The 23,368-nt window shown below is 62.2% G+C and carries 19 protein-coding genes; 13 read left to right on the forward strand and 6 right to left on the reverse strand.

Going from position 1 to position 23,368, the window contains the following annotated elements:
- Positions 1–76: 76 nt before the first annotated feature.
- Positions 77–1,063, reverse strand: coding sequence for a 2-hydroxyacid dehydrogenase (locus EC919_RS21400; protein WP_133776334.1), 987 nt, complete (start codon positions 1,061–1,063; stop codon positions 77–79).
- Between the two features lie 998 nt (positions 1,064–2,061).
- Entirely contained in the window at positions 2,062–4,815 is a 2,754-nt protein-coding gene (locus tag EC919_RS21405) for a response regulator (RefSeq protein WP_133776454.1), read from the reverse strand.
- Between the two features lie 553 nt (positions 4,816–5,368).
- Here EC919_RS21405 and EC919_RS21410 point away from each other — a divergent pair.
- From EC919_RS21410 to EC919_RS21440, 7 genes are all read left to right on the forward strand, one after another.
- Positions 5,369–6,115 (forward strand): response regulator transcription factor, encoded by a 747-nt coding sequence (locus tag EC919_RS21410; protein ID WP_133776335.1) that lies wholly within the window; start codon positions 5,369–5,371, stop codon positions 6,113–6,115.
- Positions 6,108–7,487: a sensor histidine kinase gene (locus EC919_RS21415; protein ID WP_133776336.1), complete on the forward strand. Its 1,380-nt coding sequence runs from the start codon at positions 6,108–6,110 to the stop codon at positions 7,485–7,487. Before EC919_RS21410 ends, EC919_RS21415 begins: the two co-directional genes overlap by 8 nt.
- Before the next feature lie 234 nt (positions 7,488–7,721).
- Positions 7,722–8,624, forward strand: a complete 903-nt coding sequence (gene cysM, locus EC919_RS21420; protein WP_133776337.1) for a cysteine synthase CysM — start codon at positions 7,722–7,724, stop codon at positions 8,622–8,624.
- Positions 8,624–9,979, forward strand: a complete 1,356-nt coding sequence (rlmD, locus tag EC919_RS21425) for a 23S rRNA (uracil(1939)-C(5))-methyltransferase RlmD (protein ID WP_133776338.1) — start codon at positions 8,624–8,626, stop codon at positions 9,977–9,979. The genes cysM and rlmD overlap by 1 nt, the downstream gene beginning before the upstream one ends.
- Positions 9,980–10,135: 156 nt before the next feature.
- Positions 10,136–12,379 (forward strand): GTP diphosphokinase, encoded by a 2,244-nt coding sequence (gene relA / locus EC919_RS21430; protein ID WP_133776339.1) that lies wholly within the window; start codon positions 10,136–10,138, stop codon positions 12,377–12,379.
- 117 nt (positions 12,380–12,496) lie between these two features.
- Positions 12,497–13,330, forward strand: coding sequence for a nucleoside triphosphate pyrophosphohydrolase (gene mazG, locus EC919_RS21435; protein ID WP_133776340.1), 834 nt, complete (start codon positions 12,497–12,499; stop codon positions 13,328–13,330).
- A gap of 26 nt (positions 13,331–13,356) precedes the next feature.
- Positions 13,357–13,899, forward strand: coding sequence for a DUF2058 domain-containing protein (locus EC919_RS21440; protein ID WP_133776341.1), 543 nt, complete (start codon positions 13,357–13,359; stop codon positions 13,897–13,899).
- 276 nt (positions 13,900–14,175) lie between these two features.
- Here the strand turns inward: EC919_RS21440 and EC919_RS21445 are convergent, their stop codons facing one another.
- The 4 genes from EC919_RS21445 to purM form a co-directional block, all read right to left on the reverse strand.
- A complete protein-coding gene (locus EC919_RS21445) occupies positions 14,176–14,364 on the reverse strand; it encodes a hypothetical protein (RefSeq protein WP_108120469.1) in 189 nt (62 codons plus the stop codon).
- A gap of 606 nt (positions 14,365–14,970) precedes the next feature.
- Entirely contained in the window at positions 14,971–15,687 is a 717-nt protein-coding gene (locus EC919_RS21450; RefSeq protein WP_133776342.1) for a DUF3108 domain-containing protein, read from the reverse strand.
- Between the two features lie 8 nt (positions 15,688–15,695).
- Entirely contained in the window at positions 15,696–16,346 is a 651-nt protein-coding gene (gene purN, locus EC919_RS21455; RefSeq protein WP_133776455.1) for a phosphoribosylglycinamide formyltransferase, read from the reverse strand.
- Positions 16,347–16,354: 8 nt separating this feature from the next.
- The gene (gene purM / locus EC919_RS21460) at positions 16,355–17,413 is read right to left on the reverse strand and encodes a phosphoribosylformylglycinamidine cyclo-ligase (RefSeq protein WP_133776343.1); all 1,059 of its coding nucleotides are present in this window, start codon (positions 17,411–17,413) and stop codon (positions 16,355–16,357) included.
- 331 nt (positions 17,414–17,744) lie between these two features.
- On the opposite strand from purM, the gene EC919_RS21465 reads away from it, so the two are divergent.
- From EC919_RS21465 to EC919_RS21490, 6 genes are all read left to right on the forward strand, one after another.
- Positions 17,745–18,806: a DUF2066 domain-containing protein gene (locus tag EC919_RS21465; RefSeq protein WP_133776456.1), complete on the forward strand. Its 1,062-nt coding sequence runs from the start codon at positions 17,745–17,747 to the stop codon at positions 18,804–18,806.
- 54 nt (positions 18,807–18,860) lie between these two features.
- Positions 18,861–19,934, forward strand: a complete 1,074-nt coding sequence (locus EC919_RS21470) for an AI-2E family transporter (RefSeq protein ID WP_133776344.1) — start codon at positions 18,861–18,863, stop codon at positions 19,932–19,934.
- Between the two features lie 302 nt (positions 19,935–20,236).
- On the forward strand, positions 20,237–20,941 hold the full coding sequence (gene hda / locus EC919_RS21475) for a DnaA regulatory inactivator Hda (RefSeq protein ID WP_133776345.1): 705 nt from the start codon (positions 20,237–20,239) through the stop codon (positions 20,939–20,941).
- A gap of 8 nt (positions 20,942–20,949) precedes the next feature.
- Positions 20,950–21,723, forward strand: a complete 774-nt coding sequence (locus EC919_RS21480) for an NAD-dependent deacylase (RefSeq protein ID WP_166650604.1) — start codon at positions 20,950–20,952, stop codon at positions 21,721–21,723.
- A gap of 66 nt (positions 21,724–21,789) precedes the next feature.
- Complete coding sequence (locus EC919_RS21485) at positions 21,790–22,503, forward strand: C40 family peptidase (RefSeq protein WP_133776346.1); 714 nt, start codon at positions 21,790–21,792, stop codon at positions 22,501–22,503.
- A gap of 87 nt (positions 22,504–22,590) precedes the next feature.
- Positions 22,591–23,127 (forward strand): C40 family peptidase, encoded by a 537-nt coding sequence (locus EC919_RS21490; RefSeq protein ID WP_133776347.1) that lies wholly within the window; start codon positions 22,591–22,593, stop codon positions 23,125–23,127.
- The last annotated feature ends 241 nt before the right edge of the window (positions 23,128–23,368 follow it).

Below are 23,368 nucleotides of genomic sequence, written 5' to 3' on the forward strand. Positions count from 1 at the left end.
CAAATAGGCGCGCATGCTAACACTTTAGAGGATGAATTCTCCCGGACGACGACCCTGTGACCGGGAGCACGCGCGCTCACTGCACCAGATTCTGCGGGCTGCCCGCTGCCCAACCGGTGATGTTATCCAGCGTAGTCTGGGCGATGGCGCCGAGGGCTTCTTTGGTCAGAAACGCCTGATGGGCGGTAATCACCACATTGGGGAATGTCAGCAGGCGCGCCAGCACATCGTCCTGCAGCGGCAGGTCCGAGCGGTCCTCGAAAAACAGCTGCGCTTCCTCTTCATAAACGTCCAGCCCGAGGTAGCCCAACTGGCCGCTCTTGAGCGCGTCGATCAGCGCTGGCGTATTCACCAAAGCGCCGCGCCCGGTATTGATCAGCATCGCGCCGTGCTGCATGCGCGACAGTGAGTCCGGGTTGATCAGGTGCCGGGTGTGGTCGTTGAGCGGGCAATGCAGGCTGACGATCTGGGCTTCGGCGAGCAGTTCGTCGAGGGGCAGGTAGCGGGCGCCCAGCGCTTCGACCAACGGGTTCGGGTAGGGATCGTAGGCCAGCAGGTTGCAGCCGAAGCCCGCCATGATCCGCGCGAATGTCGCCCCGATCTGCCCGGTGCCGACCACGCCGACGGTCTTGCCCACCAGATCGAAACCGGTCAGGCCGTGCAGGCTGAAATCGCCGTCGCGGGTGCGGTTATAGGCGCGGTGCAAATGGCGGTTCAGCGAGAGGATCAACGCCACCGCATGTTCGGCGACGGCGTGGGGCGAGTAGGCCGGAACCCGCACGACGGTGAGGCCCAGGCGCTTGGCGACGGCCAGGTCGACGTGATTGAAACCGGCCGAGCGCAGCGCGATCAGCTGGGTGCCGCCTGCGGCCAGTTGCTCCAGCACCGGGGCGCTCAGGTCATCGTTGATGAAGGCGCAGACCACTTCGTATTGATCGGCCAGGGCGACGGTGTCGAGCGTCAACCGCGCCGGCTGGAAATGCAATTCGATGTCCGGCGCGATCTGCGCACCAAGAAAGCTTTCGCGGTCGTAGGGCTGGCTGCTGTAGACAAGCGTGCGCATGGTTGTACCTTTATAGATGGGCCTGGAGTGACGCGTCGAACGTGGGTGTTGGGCTTGACGCCAATCCACCGTAGGAGCCGGCTTGCTGGCGAACGGGATCGGTCAGCGCCATCAATTTAGCCTGACCCACCGCGTTCGCCAGCAAGCCGGCTCCTACGGATGGTGTGTGCCCCGACGATTGCATGCGTTGCCGAGATCCCCCTGTGTGCCCCGACGATTGCATGCGTTGCCGAGATCCCTGTAGGAGCGCGCTTGCCCGCGAAGGCGATCTGTCAGTCGACATCTCCGTTTCAGACCCACCGCGTTCGCCAGCAAGCCGGCTCCTACGGATTTTGTGTACGCCGACGATTGCATGCGTTGCCGAGATCCCCCTGTGTGCCCCGACGATTGCATGCGTTGCCGAGATTCCCTGTAGGAGCGCGCTTGCCCGCGAAGGCGATCTGTCAGTCGACTTCTTCGTTTCAGACCCACCGCGTTCGCCAGCAAGCCGGCTCCTACGGATTTTGTGTACGCCGACGATTGCATGCGTTGCCGAGATCCCCTGTAGGAGCGCGCTTGCCCGCGAAGGCGGTGGGTCAGTCGACCTCCTCATTGCAGAACCACCGCGTTCGCCAGCAAGCCGGCTCCTACGGATTTTGTGTACGCCGATGATTGCATGCGTTGCCGAGATCCCCCTGTGTGCCCCGACGATTGCATGCGTTGCCGAGATCTCCTGTAGAAGCGCGCTTGCCCGCGAAGGCGGTGGGTCAGTCGACCTCTTCATTGCAGAACCACCGCGTTCGCCAGCAAGCCGGCTCCTACGGATTTTGTGTACGCCGACGATTGCATGCGCTGCCGAGATCCCTGTAGGAGCGCGCTTGCCCGCGAAGGCGATCTGTCAGTCGACCTCCTCATTGCAGAACCACCGCGTTCGCCAGCAAGCCGGCTCCTACAGGTCATGCGGCTGACCTTGAAACACCGCAGCGTACCCGTCACTCAACGATGCCCTGTGACCCAGATCAAGCCGTCACACGGGCCTCGGTTTCCAGGCGACTGATGGCCTTCTCCAATTCATCGAGTGCCTTGTCGCTGTCCGCCGATTCCTGTTTCAGCAGGGTTTCACTGCGCTGACACGCCGCGCGCAATTGCGGGACGCCGCAGTAACGGGTGGCGCCGTGGAGGCGATGGACGCGTTCGATCAGCGCGACGTTGTCCTTGGCCTCGCGGGCAGTGAGGATGGCTTCGCGGTCGGTGGCGAGGGAGGCCAGCAGCATCGCCAGCATGTCCGCCGCCAGATCGGCTTTGCCCGCCGCCAGCCGCAGCCCTTCCTCGTGATCGAGCACCTGCAGGTTGATGCCGCCCTGGGCGATTTCCACATGCCGTTCCGGCGCCTGATTGCGCAGCGCCAGCCCGGTCCACTTCAGTACCACCTGCGCCAGTTGACGCTCGCTGATCGGCTTGGTCAGGTAATCGTCCATGCCGCTCTGCAACAGCGCGCGTTTCTCGTTGGCCATGGCGTGGGCGGTGAGGGCGACGATGGGCAGCGACGTGGCCTGACGCTCGCTCTCCCAGCTGCGAATTTCTTCGGTGGCCTGACGCCCGTCCATGCCCGGCATCTGCACGTCCATCAGCACCAGATCGAAGGGTTCATCCTGCACCGCTTGGACCGCGGCATAACCACTGTCGACGGCTTTGACCTTGGCGCCCATGTCTTCGAGCAAGGTCTGCACCAGCAACAGATTCGCCGGGTTGTCATCCACGCAGAGAATACGCGGCGGCCGGCTCGACAGCGGCTCCGGCACCTCGTTACGCAACTGCTTGGGCTGGATCAGCTCCGACAGCGCGCGGCGCAATTTGCGCGTGCACGCCGGCTTGGCCTGCAACTGGTTATAGGCGTCGGGCACGGAAAACTGATACAGCGCCTGTTCGGTGGTCGGGCACAGCACCAGCACTTTGCAGTTGAGATTTTCGAGGTCCCAGATCTGCTGGCGCAGGCGCTCGGGCGGCAGCTCGTGGGCGGTGACGCCGAGCACGGCCATGTCGATGGCGTGGGGCGTTTGATGCACCACCGTCACGCCGTTGATGAGGTTTTCCAGATTGTTGAAGACCATTGGCTGCAGGCCGCAGTCTTCCAGTTGATGCTCAAGCGCCTGACGCGACAGATCGTGATGCTCCAGTACCGCCACGCGACGGCCCAGCAGCGGCGGGGCGGGCAGGTCTTCAAGGTCGTCGCGGGTTTTCGGCAGCGTCAGGCTGATCCAGAATTCCGAACCTTCGCCGGGCGTGCTCTCGACGCCAATCTCGCCGCCCATCTGCTCGACCAGCCGCTTGGAAATCACCAGCCCCAATCCGGTGCCGCCGGAATGCCGCGACAGTGAATTGTCCGCCTGGCTGAATGCCTGAAACAGCGCGCGCACGTCCTGACTGGACAGGCCGATGCCAGTGTCCTGCACGCTGATGCGCAATTGCACGGTGGTGTCGTGTTCCTCCTCCAGCATCGCCCGCGCCACGATGGTGCCCTCGCGGGTGAACTTGATCGCGTTGCTGACGAGGTTGGTCAGGATCTGCCGCAGCCGCAACGGATCGCCCACCAGCGACAGCGGCGTGTCGCGATAGACCAGACTCACCAGCTCCAGCTGTTTGGCGTGGGCGGCGGGGGCGAGGATGGTCAGCGTGTCCTGCAGCAGATCACGCAGATTGAACGGAATAGCGTCGAGGACCAGTTTGCCGGCCTCGATCTTCGAGAAATCGAGAATCTCGTTGATGATGCTCAACAGGTTGTCGGCGGATTTTTCGATGGTGCCCAGGTAATCGTACTGACGCGGCGTCAGCTCGCTTTTCTGCAACAGGTGGGTGAAGCCGAGGATGCCGTTGAGCGGCGTGCGGATTTCATGGCTCATGTTCGCCAGAAACTCGGACTTGATCCGGCTGGCCTCCAGGGCTTCCTTGCGCGCCAGGTCCAGTTCGATGTTCTGGATCTCGATGGTTTCCAGGTTCTGCCGCACGTCTTCAGTGGCCTGCTCGATGCTGTGCTGCAATTCTTCCTGGGCGTTCTGCAACGTCGCCGCCATGCGGTTGATGCCCGACCCCAGTTCATCCAGTTCGTAACTGCCCATGGGCGGCAATCGCGCTTCCAGATTGCCGTCCTTCAGTTGGGCGACGACGTGTTTGATCTGGGTGATCGGGCCGTTGATGGTGCGGCTCATGCGCAGGGAGAGCATGGCGGTCAGGCCGAGGCCGATGACAATGAGAATCAGGCTGGCGAACAGGCTGCGATACCCGCGCAGCAGCGTGCCGTTGTGGGACAGTTCCAGCTCGACCCAACCGAGCAGGCGGTCGGCTTCGGCAGGGACGACGTCGCCGGTCAGGTGGCGGCTGCGCCCGAACACCGGCATCAGGTAGCGCGTGGCGTCGTTTTCCGAACGTTGCTGCATGTGCGTGCTGTTGCCGACAGGGGCCTGGTTGATCATGCTCGGCCCGGCATGGGCCAACATGGCGCGATCGGCATCGAGGAACGACACCGCGCGCACGTCGGCCTGTTCCAGCACTTGGCCGGCGATGCGTTCGAGCATGGCCTGATCACCGCTGGCCAGCGCGCCGGCGGACAGCGGCGCCAGCTCGTTGGCAATCATCTCGCCACGCTTGAGCAACTGGGTCTGTAGCTCCGTGAGCTGCATCCAGGTGAAATAACCCCCCAGCAACGCCGCCATCAGGCAGGCCGGGAGCAGGGTCAGCAGCATGACGCGGCCTTTGATGCCCACTTTTTTCAGCACACTTCTTCTCCAACAACCCGGCACGAATTCGAGCGATTGCTGCGCCAATGCAGCGTACGACGCGCAATCACTGCGCAGTGTAGTCATTTGCGCTTCGGTCGGGTGGGCCGGATGCCTGCACATGGCTGTCGGATAGCCGCTGATCCGTCGCCGAATCTGGATGCCATGCCTGTCGTGGACTCGTAGGAGCCGGCTTGCTGGCGAACCCACTGGGTCAGTCGACATCTTCTTTTCAGATCCACCGCGTTCGCCAGCAAGCCGGCTCCTACGGATTTTATGTACGCCGACGATTGTCTGCGTTGCCGAGATTCATAGGACTTTGTTTACGCCGGCGCTTATGTGCTTTGCCGAGATCCCCTGTAGGAGCGCGCTTGCCCGCGAAAGCGTTTTGCCTGTGACGAATCGATTGCCTGATACACCGCCTTCGCGGGCAAGCGCGCTCCTACAGTTAATTCTGGTATTCCCGATATGCCCTCCGCTCCGACAGGCCAGCATTGCCCCGCTGCGCGCAATCTTGAATAATCCGCTTCTTGAGAATCAATCGCAGACGTCAATGACTCCCGCCAGCATCCACCGACCCCACATACTCGCCATCGAGGACGATGTCGTGCTCGGCGCTTTCGTTCACGATCAGCTCGATCGCTGCGGGTTTCAGGTGACCTGGTGCCAGAACGGCGCCGAAGGGCTGGCCTGTGCGCAACGTGAGCCGTTCGACGTCGTACTCATGGATATCCTCTTGCCGGGCATGAACGGCCTCGACATCCTTACCCATCTGCGCCGCCGCCATACCGTGCCGATCATCCTCATGTCCGCCCTGGGCGCCGAGGCTGACCGCATCACCGGCTTCCAGAACGGCGCTGACGATTACCTGCCCAAACCTTTCAGCGTCGATGAACTGCGGGTGCGCATCGAGGCGATCCTGCGCCGGGTCGAGCTCGAACGGCGGTTCCATGCGCTGACGACAAGCATGCCCGAGACCCGTTTCGAAAAGCCCGACGAAGACGGTCTGACCTTCGACGAAGGCCGCTGCGACGTCTCCTTCGGCGGCACCGCGGCGCAATTGACCGGCAGCGAATACCGCCTGCTGGAAACCTTGTGGCGCAATCCCGAAGACGTCCTCAGCAAGGCCTTCCTTTATCAGCACGTTTTGCAGCGCGGCTATTCCCGGCACGACCGCAGCCTGGACATGCACATCAGCCAGATTCGCCGCAAGCTCAAGGCCGTCGGCTATCAGGCGCGGCAACTGCGCACGGTGTGGGGCAAAGGCTACGTGCTGACGGCGTCGGTGCAGGATGGCTGACCCGCGCACAACACTGCCCGGTCGGCATTCGCTGTTCTGGAAGCTGGCCGTTCTGCTGGTCGGTTTCTGCCTGCTGATGATCTGGCTCAGTTGGTATTGGGGCCGCTACATCGAGACCCGCAACGCGTATCTGAACGCCGAGGCCCATCAGGTGCTCAACGACTATGCGGCGCAGGCCGAACGGGCGTGGAACAGCGCCGGCCAGCGCGGCGTCGACGAATGGCTGAAACAGGTCCGTCAGCAGGAGACCGGCTGGGTCGGGGTCATCGGCGGCGACTTACAGTCACTCGGCAGTACGCCGCTGAACCGCGAGCAGTACCAGCGGCTGACGTTCATGCGCGGCATCGACTGGCCCATGAGCACGCGGCAGAAGACCGTGCCCTGGCTGAAGATCGCGTTTTCCGGCAACCCGGACGCCGGCAGTCTGGTCATCGAACTGCCCGAGCGCTTCAAACCAGGGCGTTATGCGCTGATCGGGCAAATCCTGACCAACGGGCTGATTCCCGCGTTGTTCACCCTGCTGCTGTGCGTCGGGCTGTATCGCTTGCTGATTCGTCCACTCAACCAACTGCGTGAACAGGCCAATGCGTGGCGGGCCGATCGGCTGACCAGCCGGCTGTCGCCGCAAATGACCGAGCGCCGTGATGAACTGGGCGAGCTGAACCGCGCCTTCGACCACATGGCCGCGCGCCTGCACTCGACGGTGCAGATTCAGCAGCAGTTGTTGCGCGATCTGTCCCACGAACTGCGCACGCCCCTGAGTCGCCTGCGCGTGGCCTGCGACAGCGAGCAAACCCTTGCTGAACTGCGCGAGCGCCTGAGCCGGGAGGTGGACGGCATGCGTCGTCTGGTGGACGACACCCTGCAACTCGCCTGGCTCGACACCGAGCGCGAGAAACTCCCGGGCGAGGACATTCAGGTGGTGGCGCTGTGGGAGATGCTGGTGGATGACGCCTGCTTCGAAACCTGCTGGCCGTCCCGTCAGTTGCGCTGCGATCTTGACAGCGAGTGCTGGGTCAGTGGCCATCTCAACACCTTGGCCCAGGCGCTGGAAAACATTCTGCGCAACGCCATCCGCCATTCTCCGCCCGAGGGCATCGTGCGTCTGGACGGTCGGCGCGAAGGGGATGACTGGTTGCTGTGGCTGGAAGATCAGGGCGGCGGGATCGACGAGGGCGATCTGGAGCGGATTTTTGCGCCGTTCATCCGCCTGGACGGCGCCCGCCCCGGCGACGGTGGTTTCGGCCTTGGGCTGAGCATCGCGCGCAATTCGTTGCGGCTTCAGGGCGGCGACCTGTGGGCGGAGAACACCGGCCGGGGCTTGAGGATGATCATGCGTTTGCCGGCCCGACACACGGAAGCCGCTGTTTGAACCGCCCTATATCGACATTGTAGGAGCGCGCTTGCCCGCGAACGGGGTGGGTCAGTTGAGGTCGATGGCACAGGCCTGTCGCGTTCGCGGGCAAGCGCGCTCCTACAGTTCGCTTTACTGGTTCTTCGGGGCCTTATTCCATTCAGCGATAACCACCTCACTTTGCGTGATATGGGCTGGCAGCGATTGCCGGTATGATAGGCGACCCCCGCACGTCTGGATCGCGAACACGCCATGACCCTGCAGTATCAAACCATCGCCGATTGCGTCGGCAACACCCCGCTGGTGCGTCTGCAACGCATGGCCGGGAACACCAGCAACACGTTGCTGCTCAAGCTCGAAGGCAACAACCCGGCCGGCTCCGTGAAGGACCGCCCGGCGCTGTCGATGATTACCCGTGCTGAATTGCGCGGGCAGATCCACCCCGGCGACACCCTGATTGAAGCCACCTCCGGCAACACCGGCATCGCCCTGGCCATGGCCGCGGCGATCAAAGGCTATCGCATGATTTTGATCATGCCCGACAACTCCAGCGCCGAGCGCAAGGCCGCCATGACCGCCTATGGCGCCGAGCTGATTCTGGTCAGCAAGGAAGAGGGCATGGAAGGCGCCCGTGACCTGGCCGAGCGCATGCAGGCTGAAGGCCACGGCAAGGTGCTCGACCAGTTCGCCAATGGCGACAATCCCCAAGCCCATTACGTCGGCACCGGCCCCGAAATCTGGCGGCAGACCGGCGGCACCGTCACCCATTTCATCAGCTCCATGGGCACCACCGGCACCATCATGGGCACCTCGCGTTTCCTCAAGGAACAGAACCCGAACATCCAGATCGTCGGCCTCCAGCCTATGGATGGCGCGTCGATTCCGGGCATCCGCCGCTGGCCTCAGGAATACCTGCCGAGCATTTATCAGGCCGACCGCGTCGACCGGATTCTGGACATGGGTCAGTCCGAAGCCGAGGAGGTCATGCGTCGTCTGGCGCGGGAAGAAGGCATTTTCTGTGGCGTGTCGTCGGGCGGCTCTGTCGCCGGCATGCTGCGCCTGTCCCAAGAAGTTGAGAACGCGGTGATGGTCGCGATTATTTGTGACCGCGGCGACCGTTACCTGTCGACCGGCGTCTACGATGCGCCCAACTGATGGCCAGGCGTGATGCAGGCCTGCGTTTCCAGCCCAGCGGCGGCACCCGGACCCCGCAGGTCCCCACCGGTAAAAAACAACGCCTGACTATCGAGCGACTGGCCAACGACGGTCGCGGCATCGGTTTCGTCGACGGCCGCACCTGGTTTGTCATGGGCAGTCTGGCTGGCGAAGAGATCGAGGCCCGGGTGCTCAATGCCCACGGCAAAGTGGTCGAAGCCCGCACCGAGCGAGTGTTCCAGGCCAGCCCCATGCGCCGCCCCGCAGCGTGCCCGCATTTCGGCCGTTGCGGCGGTTGCAGCACCCAGCACATGCCCCACGCCGAACAGCTCGCCCTGAAACAGAGCATGCTCGCCGAGCAATTGAGCCGCATTGCCGGGGTCGATCCGGAGGAATGGGCCGCGCCCCTGACCGGTGAAGAATTTGCCTACCGCCGTCGCGCCCGCGTCGCCGTGCGCTGGGACGTGCGGGCCAAACGCTTGGACGTCGGATTCCGCGCCGCAGCAAGCCAGGACATCATCGCCATCGAACAATGCCCGGTGCTGGTACAGGCCTTGCAACCGATCATGACAGCGCTCGCGCCCATGCTTCGGCGTCTGAGCAAACCGCAGGCCCTGGGGCATGTCGAGCTGTTCAGTGGTTCGGCCAATGCCGTGCTGCTGCGGCACACCGCGCCGCTGGCTGAAAGTGATCTGGCAATCCTCAAGGGATTTTGCGACACCCATGACGCGCAACTGTGGTTGCACGGCGAAGGCGAGCCACAACCGGTCGACCCCTCCGCGCAACTGGGCTACCGCCTGGAACCGTGGAATCTGTCCCTGGCGTATCGTCCTGGCGACTTCGTGCAGGTCAATGCTCAGGTCAACACCGCGATGATCCAGCAGGCCCTGGCCTGGCTCGCGCCGGGCAAGGACGAACGAGTGCTGGACTTGTTCTGCGGGCTTGGTAACTTCGCGCTACCGCTGGCGCAAATGACGCGCGACGTGGTGGCCGTGGAGGGCGTCGACGCCATGGTTCAGCGGGCGACGGCCAATGCCGCCAACAACGGTTTAAGCAACGTGACGTTTTATCAGGCCGATCTGTCGCAGCCACTGGACAAGGCGGCTTGGGTGGCGGAAGGTTTCGCCGCAGTGCTGCTCGATCCGCCCCGTGACGGGGCGTTCGAAGCAGTGGGCAAGCTCAAGTCACTGGGCGCTCAACGCGTCCTTTATGTGTCGTGCAACCCGGCAACGCTGGCGCGCGACACCGTTGAATTGATCAAGCAGGGCTACCGTTTAAAACGTGCCGGAATCCTCGATATGTTCCCGCAGACAGCGCATGTCGAGGCGATGGCGTTATTTGAAGCGAGCAAGTGAGGCGGCGGCTCAGGAAATGCCGACGCCTTACACGGAGTCTCGTTTAATCCGACTGGCCCGCGCGTACGCGACCTTGCATGGCCCGCAAGGCGCTCGCGCTCAAGAAGGCCGGCGACTGAAGGCGCATTTCATCGCGCCGTAGGGAAGGTAAGCAACATGGTACAGGTGAGACCCCACCAGCCGATCAACACAGACGGCAGTATCAACCTCGACGCGTGGCTGGATCACGTGGTCAGCGTCGACCTTGCAGTGGACCGACAGGCCCTCAAAGAGGCCTGTGAATTTGCCCGGCACGCCGAGCAACAGGACAACGCCGCCAAGAACCTCTGGGCGGAAGGCACTTCGAGTTTTCAGACGGGCCTGGAAATCGCTGAAATCCTGGCCGACCTCAAGCTCGATCAGGATTCACTCGTCGCCGCCGTGATTTACCGCGGCGTGCGCGAAGGCAAGATCTCGCTGCCCGACGTCAACCAGCGCTTCGGCCCCACGGTCGCCAAACTCATCGACGGCGTGCTGCGCATGGCGGCCATCAGCGCCAGTCTCAGCCCGCGCCAGTCCCTGGTGCTTGGCACCCAGGCCCAGGTCGAAAACCTGCGCAAGATGCTGGTGGCCATGGTCGATGACGTGCGCGTCGCGCTGATCAAGCTGGCTGAACGGACGTGTGCCATCCGCGCGGTGAAGAACACCGACGATGAAAAGCGCAACCGCGTCGCCCGGGAAGTCTTCGACATCTACGCGCCGCTGGCCCACCGGTTGGGCATCGGTCACATCAAGTGGGAGCTGGAGGACTTGTCCTTCCGTTACCTGGAGCCCGAGCAGTACAAGCAGATCGCCAAGCTGCTGCACGAGCGCCGCCTTGATCGCGAGCGCTTCATCACCGACGTGATGTCTCAGCTTGAGAACGAGCTGCTGGCCACCGGCGTCAAGGCCGACATCAGCGGCCGGGCCAAGCACATTTACTCGATCTGGCGAAAAATGCAGCGCAAGGGCCTGGAATTCAGCCAGATCTACGACGTTCGCGCCGTTCGCGTGCTGGTGCCGGAGATGCGCGATTGCTACACCGCGCTTGGCATCGTCCACACCCTGTGGCGGCACATTCCCAAGGAATTCGACGACTACATCGCCAACCCCAAGGAAAACGGCTATCGCTCGCTGCACACGGCAGTGATCGGTCCCGAGGGTAAGGTGCTGGAAGTGCAGATCCGCACCCACGCCATGCATGAAGAAGCCGAACTGGGCGTCTGCGCGCACTGGAAGTACAAGGGCACCGACGTCAAATCCGGCTCCAATCACTACGAAGAGAAAATCTCCTGGCTGCGTCAGGTCCTCGAGTGGCATGAAGAACTGGGCGACATCGGCGGTTTGGCGGAACAGCTGCGCGTCGACATCGAGCCCGACCGCGTCTACGTGTTCACCCCGGACGGCCACGCCATTGACCTGCCCAAGGGTGCGACGCCGCTGGACTTCGCCTACCGCGTGCACACCGAGATCGGCCACAACTGCCGTGGCGCCAAGATCAATGGCCGCATCGTCCCGCTCAACTACAGCCTGCAGACCGGCGAGCAGGTCGAGATCATCACCAGCAAGCACGGCACGCCGAGCCGCGACTGGCTGAACTCGAACCTGGGTTACATCACCACGTCCCGGGCGCGGGCGAAGATCGTGCACTGGTTCAAGCTGCAGGCGCGCGATCAGAACGTCGCCGCCGGCAAGGTGCTGCTGGAGCGCGAACTGGCGCGTCTGGCGCTGCCGCAAGTGGATTTCGACAAGTTGGCCGAGAAGGCCAACATGAAGATTGCCGAAGACATGTTCGCCGCCCTCGGCGCCGGGGACCTGCGCATTGCTCAGCTGGTCAATCTGGCCCAGCAACTGGTCGAGCCGGAGCGCGGCAACGAGCAACTGGAGCTGATTCCGCGCAAGGCCACGGGTTACAAGCCGGGCAAGCGCGGGGACATCCAGATCCAGGGCGTCGGCAACCTGATGACGCAGATGGCCGGTTGCTGCCAGCCGCTGCCTGGCGATGCCATCGTCGGTTACATCACCCAGGGCCGCGGCGTGAGCATTCACCGTCAGGACTGCGCCTCGGTGCTGCAACTGGGCGGGCGCGAACCCGAGCGGATCATTCAGGTCAGCTGGGGCCCGGTGCCGGTGCTCACCTACCCGGTGGACATCATCATCCGCGCCTACGACCGGTCCGGCCTGCTGCGCGACGTCTCGCAGATCCTGCTCAACGAGCGCATCAACGTCCTGGCGGTCAACACCCGCTCGAACAAGGAAGACAACACCGCGCTGATGTCGCTGACCATCGAGATCCCGGGGCTGGACGCCCTGGGCAGGCTACTGGGGCGCATCTCGCAATTGCCGAACATCATCGAAACGCGGCGTAACAGAACGCCGTGACCCTGTAGGAGCGCGCTTGCCCGCGAACAGGTTGTGCCTGTGACGAATAAGTCGATGACACACCGCAATCGCGGGCAAGCGCGCTCCTACAGGAGCCGGTGTTGCAATGGGATAACTATGTACAACCTCCAAGACCTTCTCACGCTCATGGCCCGCTTGCGCGATCCGCAATTCGGTTGCCCGTGGGACGTGAAGCAGAATTACGCGAGCATCGTGCCGCACACCCTCGAAGAAGCCTACGAAGTCGCCGACGCCATTGAGCGCGGAGACTTCGATGACCTGCGCGGTGAGCTCGGCGATCTGCTGTTTCAAGTGGTGTATTACTGCCAACTGGCGCGGGAAGAAGGGCGGTTTGAGTTCGATGGCGTGGTCGACGGCATCACCCGCAAACTGATTCGCCGTCACCCCCACGTGTTCCCGACCGGCGATCTGTACGCGCCGCTGGAAACCCCGCGCCTCAGCGAAGATCAGGTCAAGCATCGCTGGGAACAGATCAAGGCCGAGGAGCGCGCGGAAAAGGCCAGCGTCCCCGAGCAGTTATCCCTGCTCGACGATGTGCCGGGCGTTTTGCCGGCGCTGTCGCGGGCGGCGAAGTTGCAGAAGCGCGCGTCCCAGGTCGGGTTCGACTGGCCGGACGCGTTGCCGGTGGTCGATAACGTCCGTGAGGAGCTCGACGAAGTCCTCGAAGCCATGGCCGACAACGACAGCGCGTCCATCACCGAAGAGGTCGGCGATCTGCTGTTTGCCGCCGTCAATCTGGCCCGGCACCTCAAGGTCGATCCGGAAAATGCCCTGCGCGCCGCCAATGCCAAATTCGAGCGGCGCTTCAGATTTATCGAACAGGCCTTGCGCGACACCCGGCGCCCCATCGAAGATTGCAGCCTCGAAGAGATGGATGCGCTCTGGGGCGAAGCCAAGCGTCAGGAAAAGATCACGCCCAACTGCGGTTGAGTTGACTATTTAGAGAGAGAAGACAGATGGCGGGTATTTCCCTTCGTGACCAGTTGCTGAAAGCCGGCCTGGTCAATGAAAAACAGGCGAAGCAGGCCAGCAAGAGCAAGCAGAAGGAACAGCGTCTGGTGCACAAGGGCCAGGCGGTGGCGGACGACACCAGCCAGCGCGCCGCCCAGGAAGCGATGGCCGAGAAAGCCAGACGCGACCAGGAGTTGAATCGTCAGCAGCAGGAAAAAATCGAGCAGAAAGCCCGTGCCGCCCAGGTCAAGCAGTTGATCGAAGCCACGCGCCTGCCGAAGCTGACCACCGAGGACTACTACAACTTCGTCGACGACAAGAAGGTCAAGCGCCTGTCGGTCAACAGCCTGATGCGCAGCAAGCTGAGCAGCGGCGCACTGGCCATCGTGCACCACGGCGGCACCTACGAGGTGATCCCCCGCGAAGCCGCCCTCAAGGTGCAGGAGCGCGACCCGCGCCGCATCGTCATGCTCAGCGCCCCGACCGAGGAGCCGGAAGGCGACGATCCGTACGCCGCGTACAAGATCCCGGATGATCTGATGTGGTAAGCGTCCGTGGCGGCTCTCTACTTGTAGCCGCTTGCTGGCGAAACGGTCTTTGGTGGTCATCTCGATGTGACTGATACGACGCCGCTTCGGTAGGAGCCGGCTTGCTGGCGAACCGGAAGTGCCAGCCGCCCTCGATGGAGACTGACACGCTGCATTCGCCAGCAAGCCGGCTCCCACAGAGGTTCGCGACCGGCCTTTGACCATCGGCGACAGAGCCGGATCCACAAACAACAAAACCCGCCAACAGGCGGGTTTTGTTTTGCTGCGATTCCGAAATTAAGAATGACTGGCCTGCTGCTTGGCTTCTTGCTCGGCAAGCTCTGCTGCGTAACGCTGTGCGTCCGATTCGTAATGAAACATCCCTACCAATTGGTCTTGCTGGCGAACATCCCAGATCTGGATGCCATCGGCGATGGTTTCGTGGGAGATATGGGCGTCGTCGCGTTCAGTAACAGTTACGGTCATAGTGCAAACTCCTGACTCTTGGATATCTGCGGCAGGACGTCGCAGGCCTTCTTTATAGTTTTTGGTAGCCAGCTAAGTAAATGCGCACATCCGGCAACAGTTATTTACCGAATCCGTAACAGTGCGCTAAATACTTGTATTCGAAGGGAGTGTGGCGTTTTGTCACACCCGGTTGAAGGCCATGAAGAATGTTTCATTTTGTCGTTCGCAGCCAGCGCGCTTGTTGGTCGGCACAAAACCTCGCCACGCCGCAGATCAAATCTAGGAGCGCGCTTGCCCGCGATCTGGCGCGAAGCGGCAGCAACCCGGCGAAGCGCGGTTCATCAGACAAATCCGGGTTGCCGGATTTTACGACTGCTGCGCAGCCGATCGCGGGACAAGCCACGCTCCTGCGACGTTCGAGGTGCCGCAGCAACCTCGCCACGCCGCAGTTCAAACGTAGGAGCGCGCTTGCCCGCGATCTGGCGCGAAGCAGCAGCAACCCGGGGAATGAGGTCCGTCAGATCAATGCTCGCCTGGGAATACTGGTTTTACGGCCAAAAAAACCCCGCCATGTAGGCGGGGTTCTATGTTGCGCTCGATGTAGGCGTGAATCAGCTGGCTAAATTAACTGCCCTTGACCGACTTACCGTTCACCGTGCCGTCCTGCAGCATGATGTTGTATTCCTTGCCGTCGGTTTCAACCTGTTGCAGGCGAACCAGCAGGTAGTCGTAGTCCTTGGCGAACCACATCACGGTGATGCGCTTGTTCTGCGTCGGATCACGCACGCGCTCGACCTTGATGGCGTCGACCGAACCGACTTTGGTCTCGACCTTCTCGGTGCCCAGCACGCGGAAGTCATAGGTGTCGACTTCGTCACCGTCGACCACCTGATACGACATGCTCTTCTTGCCCGCCGCCACGTCATGCTGCAGCGCGAGCTGATAGGTGGACTTGTCGAGGACGCCGGCATTCAGCGGGATTTTCACCGCGTCGCCACGGTCAGTACCGGTAATGAATTTGGTGGGCCAGTCGAAGACCAGATCGACTGTCTTGCTCTTGCCCAGGCCGCCACGTTCGAAGTGGTAGGTCTGTGGCAGCAGTTGGTCCTTGTCGACTTTGATGGTGCTGACTTCGGTCAGGCTGGCGATCATCATCGATGCCTTGAAGCTCAGGGTCCAGGTGCCGTTGGCGTTCTTCTCGAGGCTGCGGCTGGCGCTGCCACCGCTCATGGGCAGCTGTTTCCAGTCAGCGGTGTAGCTGGCGGAGAAAGGTTGAAGGTCGGCCGCGTTGACGGCGGGAAGTGCGAACAGGGCGAAAGCGAAGAGCAAAGCGCGACGCATAATATCTCCTAATGTCGGATCAAGTGGCCGCTGGGCCCTAAGGGCTGGCCGTCCAGTGAGGCGCCGTGTTCGTCGAGGGTCAATCGTCCTTCGGCAAACCAGCGAATGGCCAGGGGATAAATCAGGTGTTCCTGGGCGTGAACCCTCTGTGCCAGCGTGGCGGGCGTGTCGTGCAACTCTACAGAAACAACTGCCTGTACGACCAGAGGCCCCCCATCGAGTTCCTCCGTGACAAAGTGCACGCTGCAGCCATGTTCGGCGTCGCCGGCGTCCAACACCCGTTGATGGGTGTGCAGGCCTTTATACCGCGGAAGCAGGGAAGGGTGAATGTTCAGCAGGCGCCCATGGTAGTGGCGCACGAACCCGGGCGTGAGGATGCGCATGAATCCGGCGAGCACCACCAGCGACGGCTGAAACGAATCGATGGCTTCGATCAGCGCCGCATCGAAGGCCTCGCGACCTTCATAGCCAGTGTGATCAAGCACGCAGGTGTCGATTCCGGCGCGGGCGGCCCGCTCGAGCCCGAAGGCATCGGCGCGGTTGGAAATCACCGCACGGATGCGCGCAGGGCTCGCGCTGTCCTGAAAGCCGTCGATCATCGCCTGCAGGTTACCGCCAGTGCCGGACAGCAGCACCACCACGTCACAGGGTTGGGGCATGTCAGGCATTAATGAGCCTTGACGTTCTTCAGCTCGACTTGTGCAGCGCCTTCGGCAGCCGTGCCGATCTGGCCGATCACCCAAGGCTGCTCGCCGGCTTCACGCAAGGCATTGAGCGAGACTTCAACGTGTTCCTGGGCGACGCAGATGACCATGCCGACGCCGCAGTTCAGCACGCGGTGCATTTCGTGCTCGTCAACGTTGCCTTTTTCCTGCAGCCAGTCGAAGACCGCCGGACGGGTCCAGCTGGCCACGTCGACGATGGCCTGTGCGCCTTCAGGCAGCACGCGAGGAATGTTGTCCAGCAGGCCGCCGCCGGTGATGTGGGCCATGGCTTTTACAGCGCCGGTGTCTTTGATCAGCTTGAGCAACTGCTTGACGTAAATGCGGGTCGGCGCCATCAGCAGTTCGGTCAGCGGCTTGCCGTCGAGCTGGAGGGTGTCGATGTCTGCACCCGACACTTCGATGATCTTGCGGATCAGCGAGTAGCCGTTGGAGTGCGGACCGGAAGACGGCAGGGCGATCAGCGCGTCACCGGCGGCCACCTTGGAGCCGTCGATGATGTCGGCTTTCTCCACGACGCCGACGCAGAAACCGGCCAGGTCGTAGTCTTCGCCTTCGTACATGCCAGGCATTTCAGCGGTTTCGCCGCCAACCAGGGAGCAGCCTGCCAGTTCGCAGCCCGCGCCGATGCCGGTGACCACTTGAGCGGCAGTGTCGACGTTCAGTTTGCCGGTGGCGTAGTAGTCGAGAAAGAACAGCGGTTCAGCGCCGCAGACCACCAGATCGTTGACGCACATGGCGACCAGGTCGATGCCGATGGTGTCGTGTTTGTTCAGGTTCAGTGCCAGGCGCAGCTTGGTGCCGACGCCGTCGGTGCCGCTGACCAGAACAGGCTGCTTGTAGCCGGCCGGGATTTCGCACAGAGCGCCGAAGCCCCCAAGGCCGCCCATCACTTCCGGGCGCTTGGTGCGCTTGGCGACGCTCTTGATGCGTTCGACCAGCGCTTCACCGGCGTCGATGTCAACACCGGCGTCTTTGTAGCTCAGGGAGGGTTGCTTGCTCATGATCCAGGCCTTTAGGGGGGGATTCGGGGTAACGACCGAGTGGCAACGACGCGGGGCCTTGTCATCGCCGGTCTGCGAAGGCGCGCGATTTTATCAGGGTTGGGCGCAAGCGGCCATCCTTGGGCCGACGGGCAGGACGATGGTGAAGAAAAAATAACCCGGTTTATCCCGCCGCACCCGTTCGTCGCCGAGTCGATCCGGTGTAACGTTGGCGCCTGAGTGAGCGATTCGGGCGCGTCTGCGGTCAGAGTCGGGTCACTCATGTTCATGCAGCTATTTATAGCGTTGCCTTTTTACCCAGCGGGAATCTTTCATGCGTCCACCTTCATTCATGCGCCTAAAAAACTGCCTGTTCGTGGGTTGCCTCTCATTGATGAGTCTGCCGGCGCTCGCCGAGACGGTGAACACTCTTTATCAGGTGCGCGAACCTGTCAGCGGTCAGACCCCGGACGAGAAAACCCGCGCCACCCAGGCCGCGCTGGAAACCCTGGTCATCCGCCTGACCGGCGATCCCAAGGCCGTGCAGAACGGCGGCCTTGCCGAGGTGCGCAAGGACCCTCAGCAAATCATCAGCCAGTACGGTTATGACGCCGGCCCGCCCGAAACCCTGCAGGTGGATTTCGACCCGGCGAGTACCGAGCGCGTGCTGCGTCAGGCCGGGCTGTCGTTGTGGGGCTCCAACCGCCCGGTGATCATGGCCTGGTGGCTGAACGACGCCACCGAGGGGGCCAATCTCGTCGGCGACGGTCAAGCCTCTGCCGAACCTCTGCGTCGCGCGGCTCAGCATCGCGGTCTGCCGCTGCGTCTGCCGCTGGCGGACCTGAGCGAACAAGGTATCGGCAACGCCAAGACCCTCGACGGCAACAGCGTCGGTCCGCTCAAGGAGGCTTCCGAGCGTTACGGTTCGGACGCGATTCTGGCGGTTCACGCGCAGGAAAACGGCGGCCAGTGGCAGGGCAAGTGGCACCTGTGGCTGGGCGACAAGATGGAGCAGGGCAGTGCCAGCGGCGCCAGCTCGGCGGAACTGGCTGACGCTGTGCTGTTGGCGGTAAGTCAGCGTCTGGCGCCACGCTTTGTGGTCAAGCCGGGCGCAGCAACCGGTATGGTGCTGGATGTGCAGGGCATGAACCTTGAGCGTTACGCACAATTGTTGCGCCTGCTCGAACCGTTCGGTGGCCGCCTGAAATCAGCCGAGGGTGATCGTATCGCGTTCGACGTCAGCGGCAGCCCCGATCAGTTGCGTTCCCAGCTGTCGCTGGCGAAATTGCAGGAAGTACCGGCCGGTGAAATCGTCAGTGCCCCAGTCAATACTGCACCGGTTTCCGCAGACGGTACGCCGGCCGCACCGCAGCCGCCTGCTGTTTCTGACAGCGCATTGCACTTCCGTTGGTGAACAGGTTCATAACGACGTTGCACGAAGCACATCATCCTGGGGAAAGAGGCAGTAATGACTGATACGCGTCGTTGGTTCTGGCTGGGCGGGGTTGTCCTGGTCTGTTTGTTCGTCTGGCTGCTGCATTCGATTCTGACGCCGTTTCTGGTGGCGCTGCTGCTGGCGTACATGGGCGATCCGCTGGCAGACCGGCTGGAAAAACTCAAGCTGTCACGCACCATGAGTGTGGTGACGGTGTTTCTGCTGTTCACGCTCATCTTCATGGGCTTGCTGCTGGTGCTGGTGCCGATGCTGGCCAAGCAGCTTTATCGCCTGTATGAACTGGCGCCGCAGATCCTCGACTGGCTGCAGCACACCGCCATGCCGTGGGCGCAGGCCAAGCTGGGGTTGGCGGAAGGGTTCTGGAAGTTCGACAAGGTCAAGGCGGCAATATCCGAGCACATGGGTCAGACCGGCGACATCGTCGGCATCGTCCTGTCCCAGGCCACCACTTCCACGCTCGCGCTGATCGGCTGGCTGACCAATCTAGTGCTGATCCCGGTGGTCTGCTTCTACCTGCTGCGTGACTGGGACGTGATGATGGCGAAGGTGCGCAGCCTGTTGCCGCGTCACCGCGAGAAGAAGATCGTCGCGCTGGCGGACGAGTGCCATGAAGTCTTGGGCGCGTTCATTCGTGGCCAATTGCTGGTGATGGTCGCGCTGGGCGTGATTTATGCCGCTGGCTTGATGCTGGTCGGGTTGGAGCTGGGGCTGTTGATCGGTGTCATCGCCGGTCTGGCGGCCATCGTGCCGTACATGGGGTTTGTGATCGGTATCGGCTCGGCGATTCTGGCCGGCTTCTTCCAGTTCGGCGGCGACCTCTACCCGATGCTGGGCATCGTCGCGGTGTTCATGGTCGGTCAGGCGCTGGAAGGCATGGTGCTGACCCCATTGCTGGTGGGTGACCGCATCGGTCTGCACCCGGTCGCGGTCATCTTCGCGATCCTGGCGGGCGGCGAGCTGTTCGGGTTCACCGGCATCCTGCTGGCCCTGCCGGTGGCGGCGGTGATCATGGTCCTGGTGCGCCATGTCCATGATCTGTACAAGGATTCAGACATCTACGGCGGTCTGGACGATCCGGATCTCTGATTCCGTTCTTGCAGTGGGCAGTGACCATGGTGAATCAATGGAAACTGCTTCTGTAGGAGCCGGCTTGCTGGCTAACCCCATTGATCATTTGCGTTGTGTTGCCTGACACGACGCATTCGCCAGCAAGCCGGCTCCTACGATCGGGTCGTTTTTGCCAGTAATACCCAGCGATACCAGTCACCTACGCAACCCTTTGATTTTGCTGGCGGTCTGCCGCATTGTGCGGCCAGCCCTGCGGGTATAGACTTTGCGCACTTTTCACAGAGGCCCCTAGGCGGTTCGTCACGAACCGTTCAGCCAGCATGAAACCAGTTCAGCTGCCCCTGAGTGTGCGTCTGCGTGATGACGCCACCTTCATCAATTACTATCCAGGCGCCAATGCCGCTGCACTCGGCTATGTCGAGCGGCTGTGCGAAGCCGAGGCCGGCTGGACCGAAAGTCTGATCTATCTGTGGGGCAAGAACGGGGTAGGGCGCACGCATCTGTTGCAGGCCGCCTGCCTGCGATTCGAACAGATGGGTGAGCCCGCGGTTTACCTGCCGATGGCCGAGCTGCTCGATCAAGGCATTGGCCTGTTCGATCATCTGGAGCAGTACGAGCTGGTCTGTCTCGATGACTTACAAGTGGTGGCCGGCAAGCCTGAGTGGGAAGAAGCGTTGTTTCATCTGTTCAACCGGCTGCGCGACAGCGGCCGACGCCTGCTTATCGCGGCTTCGTGCTCGCCCCGGGAGCTGCCGGTCAAACTGGCGGACCTGAAATCCCGGCTGACCATGGCGCTGGTGTTCCAGATGCGCCTGTTGTCCGACGAAGAAAAACTCCGTGCCCTGCAATTGCGCGCGTCGCGCCGGGGGTTGCACCTGACCGATGAAGTCGGGCATTTCATCCTCACACGCGGCAAGCGCAGCATGAGCGCGCTGTTCGACCTGCTTGAGCAACTCGATCAGGCCTCGCTGCAGGCCCAGCGCAAGCTGACCATTCCCTTCCTTAAAGAAACCCTCGGTTGGTAAGCACGCCCTTGGTCGATCCGGCCCTGGTCCTGCAAACCGCAGCGGCCTTGCGCCACGCTACACGCATCCTGATCATCACCGGCGCGGGCCTCTCGGCAGATTCGGGCCTGCCGACCTACCGCGGTGTCGGTGGTCTTTACAACGGTGAAACCGATGACGGCCTGCCCATCGAAATGGCCTTGTCCGGTCCGATGCTGCGTCGTGATCCCGCCCTGTGCTGGAAGTACATCGCACAATTGGGCAGCGCTTGCCTGAGTGGACGACCCAATGCGGCGCATTACGCGATCGCCGAATTGCAGCGGCGCAAACCGGAGTGCTGGGTGTTGACGCAAAACGTCGACGGCTATCATCGCGCAGCGGGCAGTCCTCCAGAGCGGCTGATCGAGATTCACGGGCAACTGGCGCCGCTCTACTGTCAATCTTGTGGCGCCGAAGATCCGCAACTGAGTGAGCATCTCAGTCGGCCACTGCCACCGCTATGCCCCCGCTGTACTGGCGTTCTGAGGCCATCGGTGGTGTTGTTTGAGGAGATGTTGCCGGAGTTGGCATTGAACGTGCTTCAGGAAGAGATGGCAAAAGGCTTTGACGCTGTGCTCAGCATCGGAACCACCGCCAGCTTCCCGTACATTCATGAGCCTATGCTGCGCGCTCGGGTGATGGGAGGCTTTACTGCCGAGATAAACCCTTCACCGACCGATCATTCCGCGCACATGGACGCGTTTCTGAGGTGTAGAGCCTTAGAAGTGATGGACGACATCGTAAGTCACATTTGTTTCGATTGAATTTGCAAATGGGTACGATTGAAGGCATAGTCTCGGCTTCTTTACACTTCAGCCACGGTCGTGCACATGCTAAACCGCTTCGCACCCCTCGTGCCTCTCGCACTCGTTACGCTGTTGTTCGGCTGCGCGGCCCAGATGCCGACGTCGCAACAACAGTCGCAAAGCCCCCAGTTCCGGGACTCTGCCACCGCCCAATCCGCCAGCAAGCGCGCCGATTACGCATCTTCGGTACTGGATGACGAAGTCGCCACCGAAGACGAGCTCGCTCAATTTGCCGATAACAAGCCGTACCGCCTGCCGGTTCTGGCTGACAGCATCCTCGAACGCGGCAAATCCTTGATAGGCACTCGCTATCGCTTCGGCGGTACGTCGACCACCTCCGGCTTCGACTGCAGCGGTTTCATCGGTTACCTGTTCCGTGAAGAGGCGGGCATGAGCCTGCCGCGTTCTTCCCGCGAGATGATCAACATCGATGCTCCCCTCGTCAAACGCAATGACCTCAAGCCAGGCGATCTGCTGTTCTTCAGCACCGCCGGCCGCGGTCGCGTCAGCCATGCGGGCATATACCTGGGCGATGACCAGTTCATCCACTCCAGCAGCCGTCGCAGCGGTGGCGTCCGGGTCGACAGCCTTGACGATGCTTACTGGGCCAAGACGTTCATCGAAGCCAAACGCGCGCTGGCAATGGCACCTGTATCGACACCTGCAACGGCATCCTCAACGGTACCTGCAACCACCACCGCCATGACCTCGACTACAATCAAGCGCCAAACCCGTTAATTCCGGGCGCGCAGAGGGCAAACCCCTCTTGCGCGCAACCCCGGCCCTCGGCAAAGTAAGCTGCACCCCGCACAGGTTGTCGTGTTTATGTCGTTAACGGTTCGCCTGATCGTCACCTCTCTGGCTGTGCTGCTGGCCGCATGTTCCAGCACGCCACCGCCCGCTCCACGCAAGGTCGTCTACCGGCCTGTGGTTTCCGCTCCTCCCCAGTTTTCTTCACCGCTCGCCGACGACGTCCTGTTGCGCGCGATCGGCCTCGTTGGCACGCCCTATCGCTGGGGCGGCAACACCCCTGATTCGGGTTTCGATTGCAGTGGCCTGATCGGCTACGTCTACCATGACGCCGCAGGCATCACCTTGCCGCGATCGACGCGGGAAATGATCACCCTGCGCGGGCCTGACATCGATCGCAGTCAGTTGCAGACCGGTGATCTGGTGTTCTTCGCCACCAGCGGCGGCTCGAACGTCAGCCACGCCGGGATCTACGTCGGAGAAGGGCGGTTCGTTCACGCGCCGGCCACCGGGGGCACGGTCAAGCTCGACAGTCTCGACAAGCCTTATTGGCAAAAGGCCTGGTTGAACGCCAAGCGCGTCATCCAGCCGTCGAACCTCGCCAAGCAATAGTCGCTCCTGATGCAATGTGTTCAAACGCTGTTGGCGAGCGAACACATGACCAGCGGCGCGAAGCCCATCAGCGGCAAACACACCCCTGCGAGCTGGCTTGCTGGCGAACCCGATTCCTCCCTCACCGATGATGTGACTGCCCCGACGCCTTCGCCAGCAAGCCGGCTCCTACGGTTTCGCGTTTCAAGCAGTGGCCAGGTGCAGATCCCTGTCTGCGCCCCGCCGATCAACCCGGAAACAC

Source organism: Pseudomonas graminis (assembly GCF_004364335.1).
Lineage (GTDB): Bacteria > Pseudomonadota > Gammaproteobacteria > Pseudomonadales > Pseudomonadaceae > Aquipseudomonas > Aquipseudomonas graminis_D.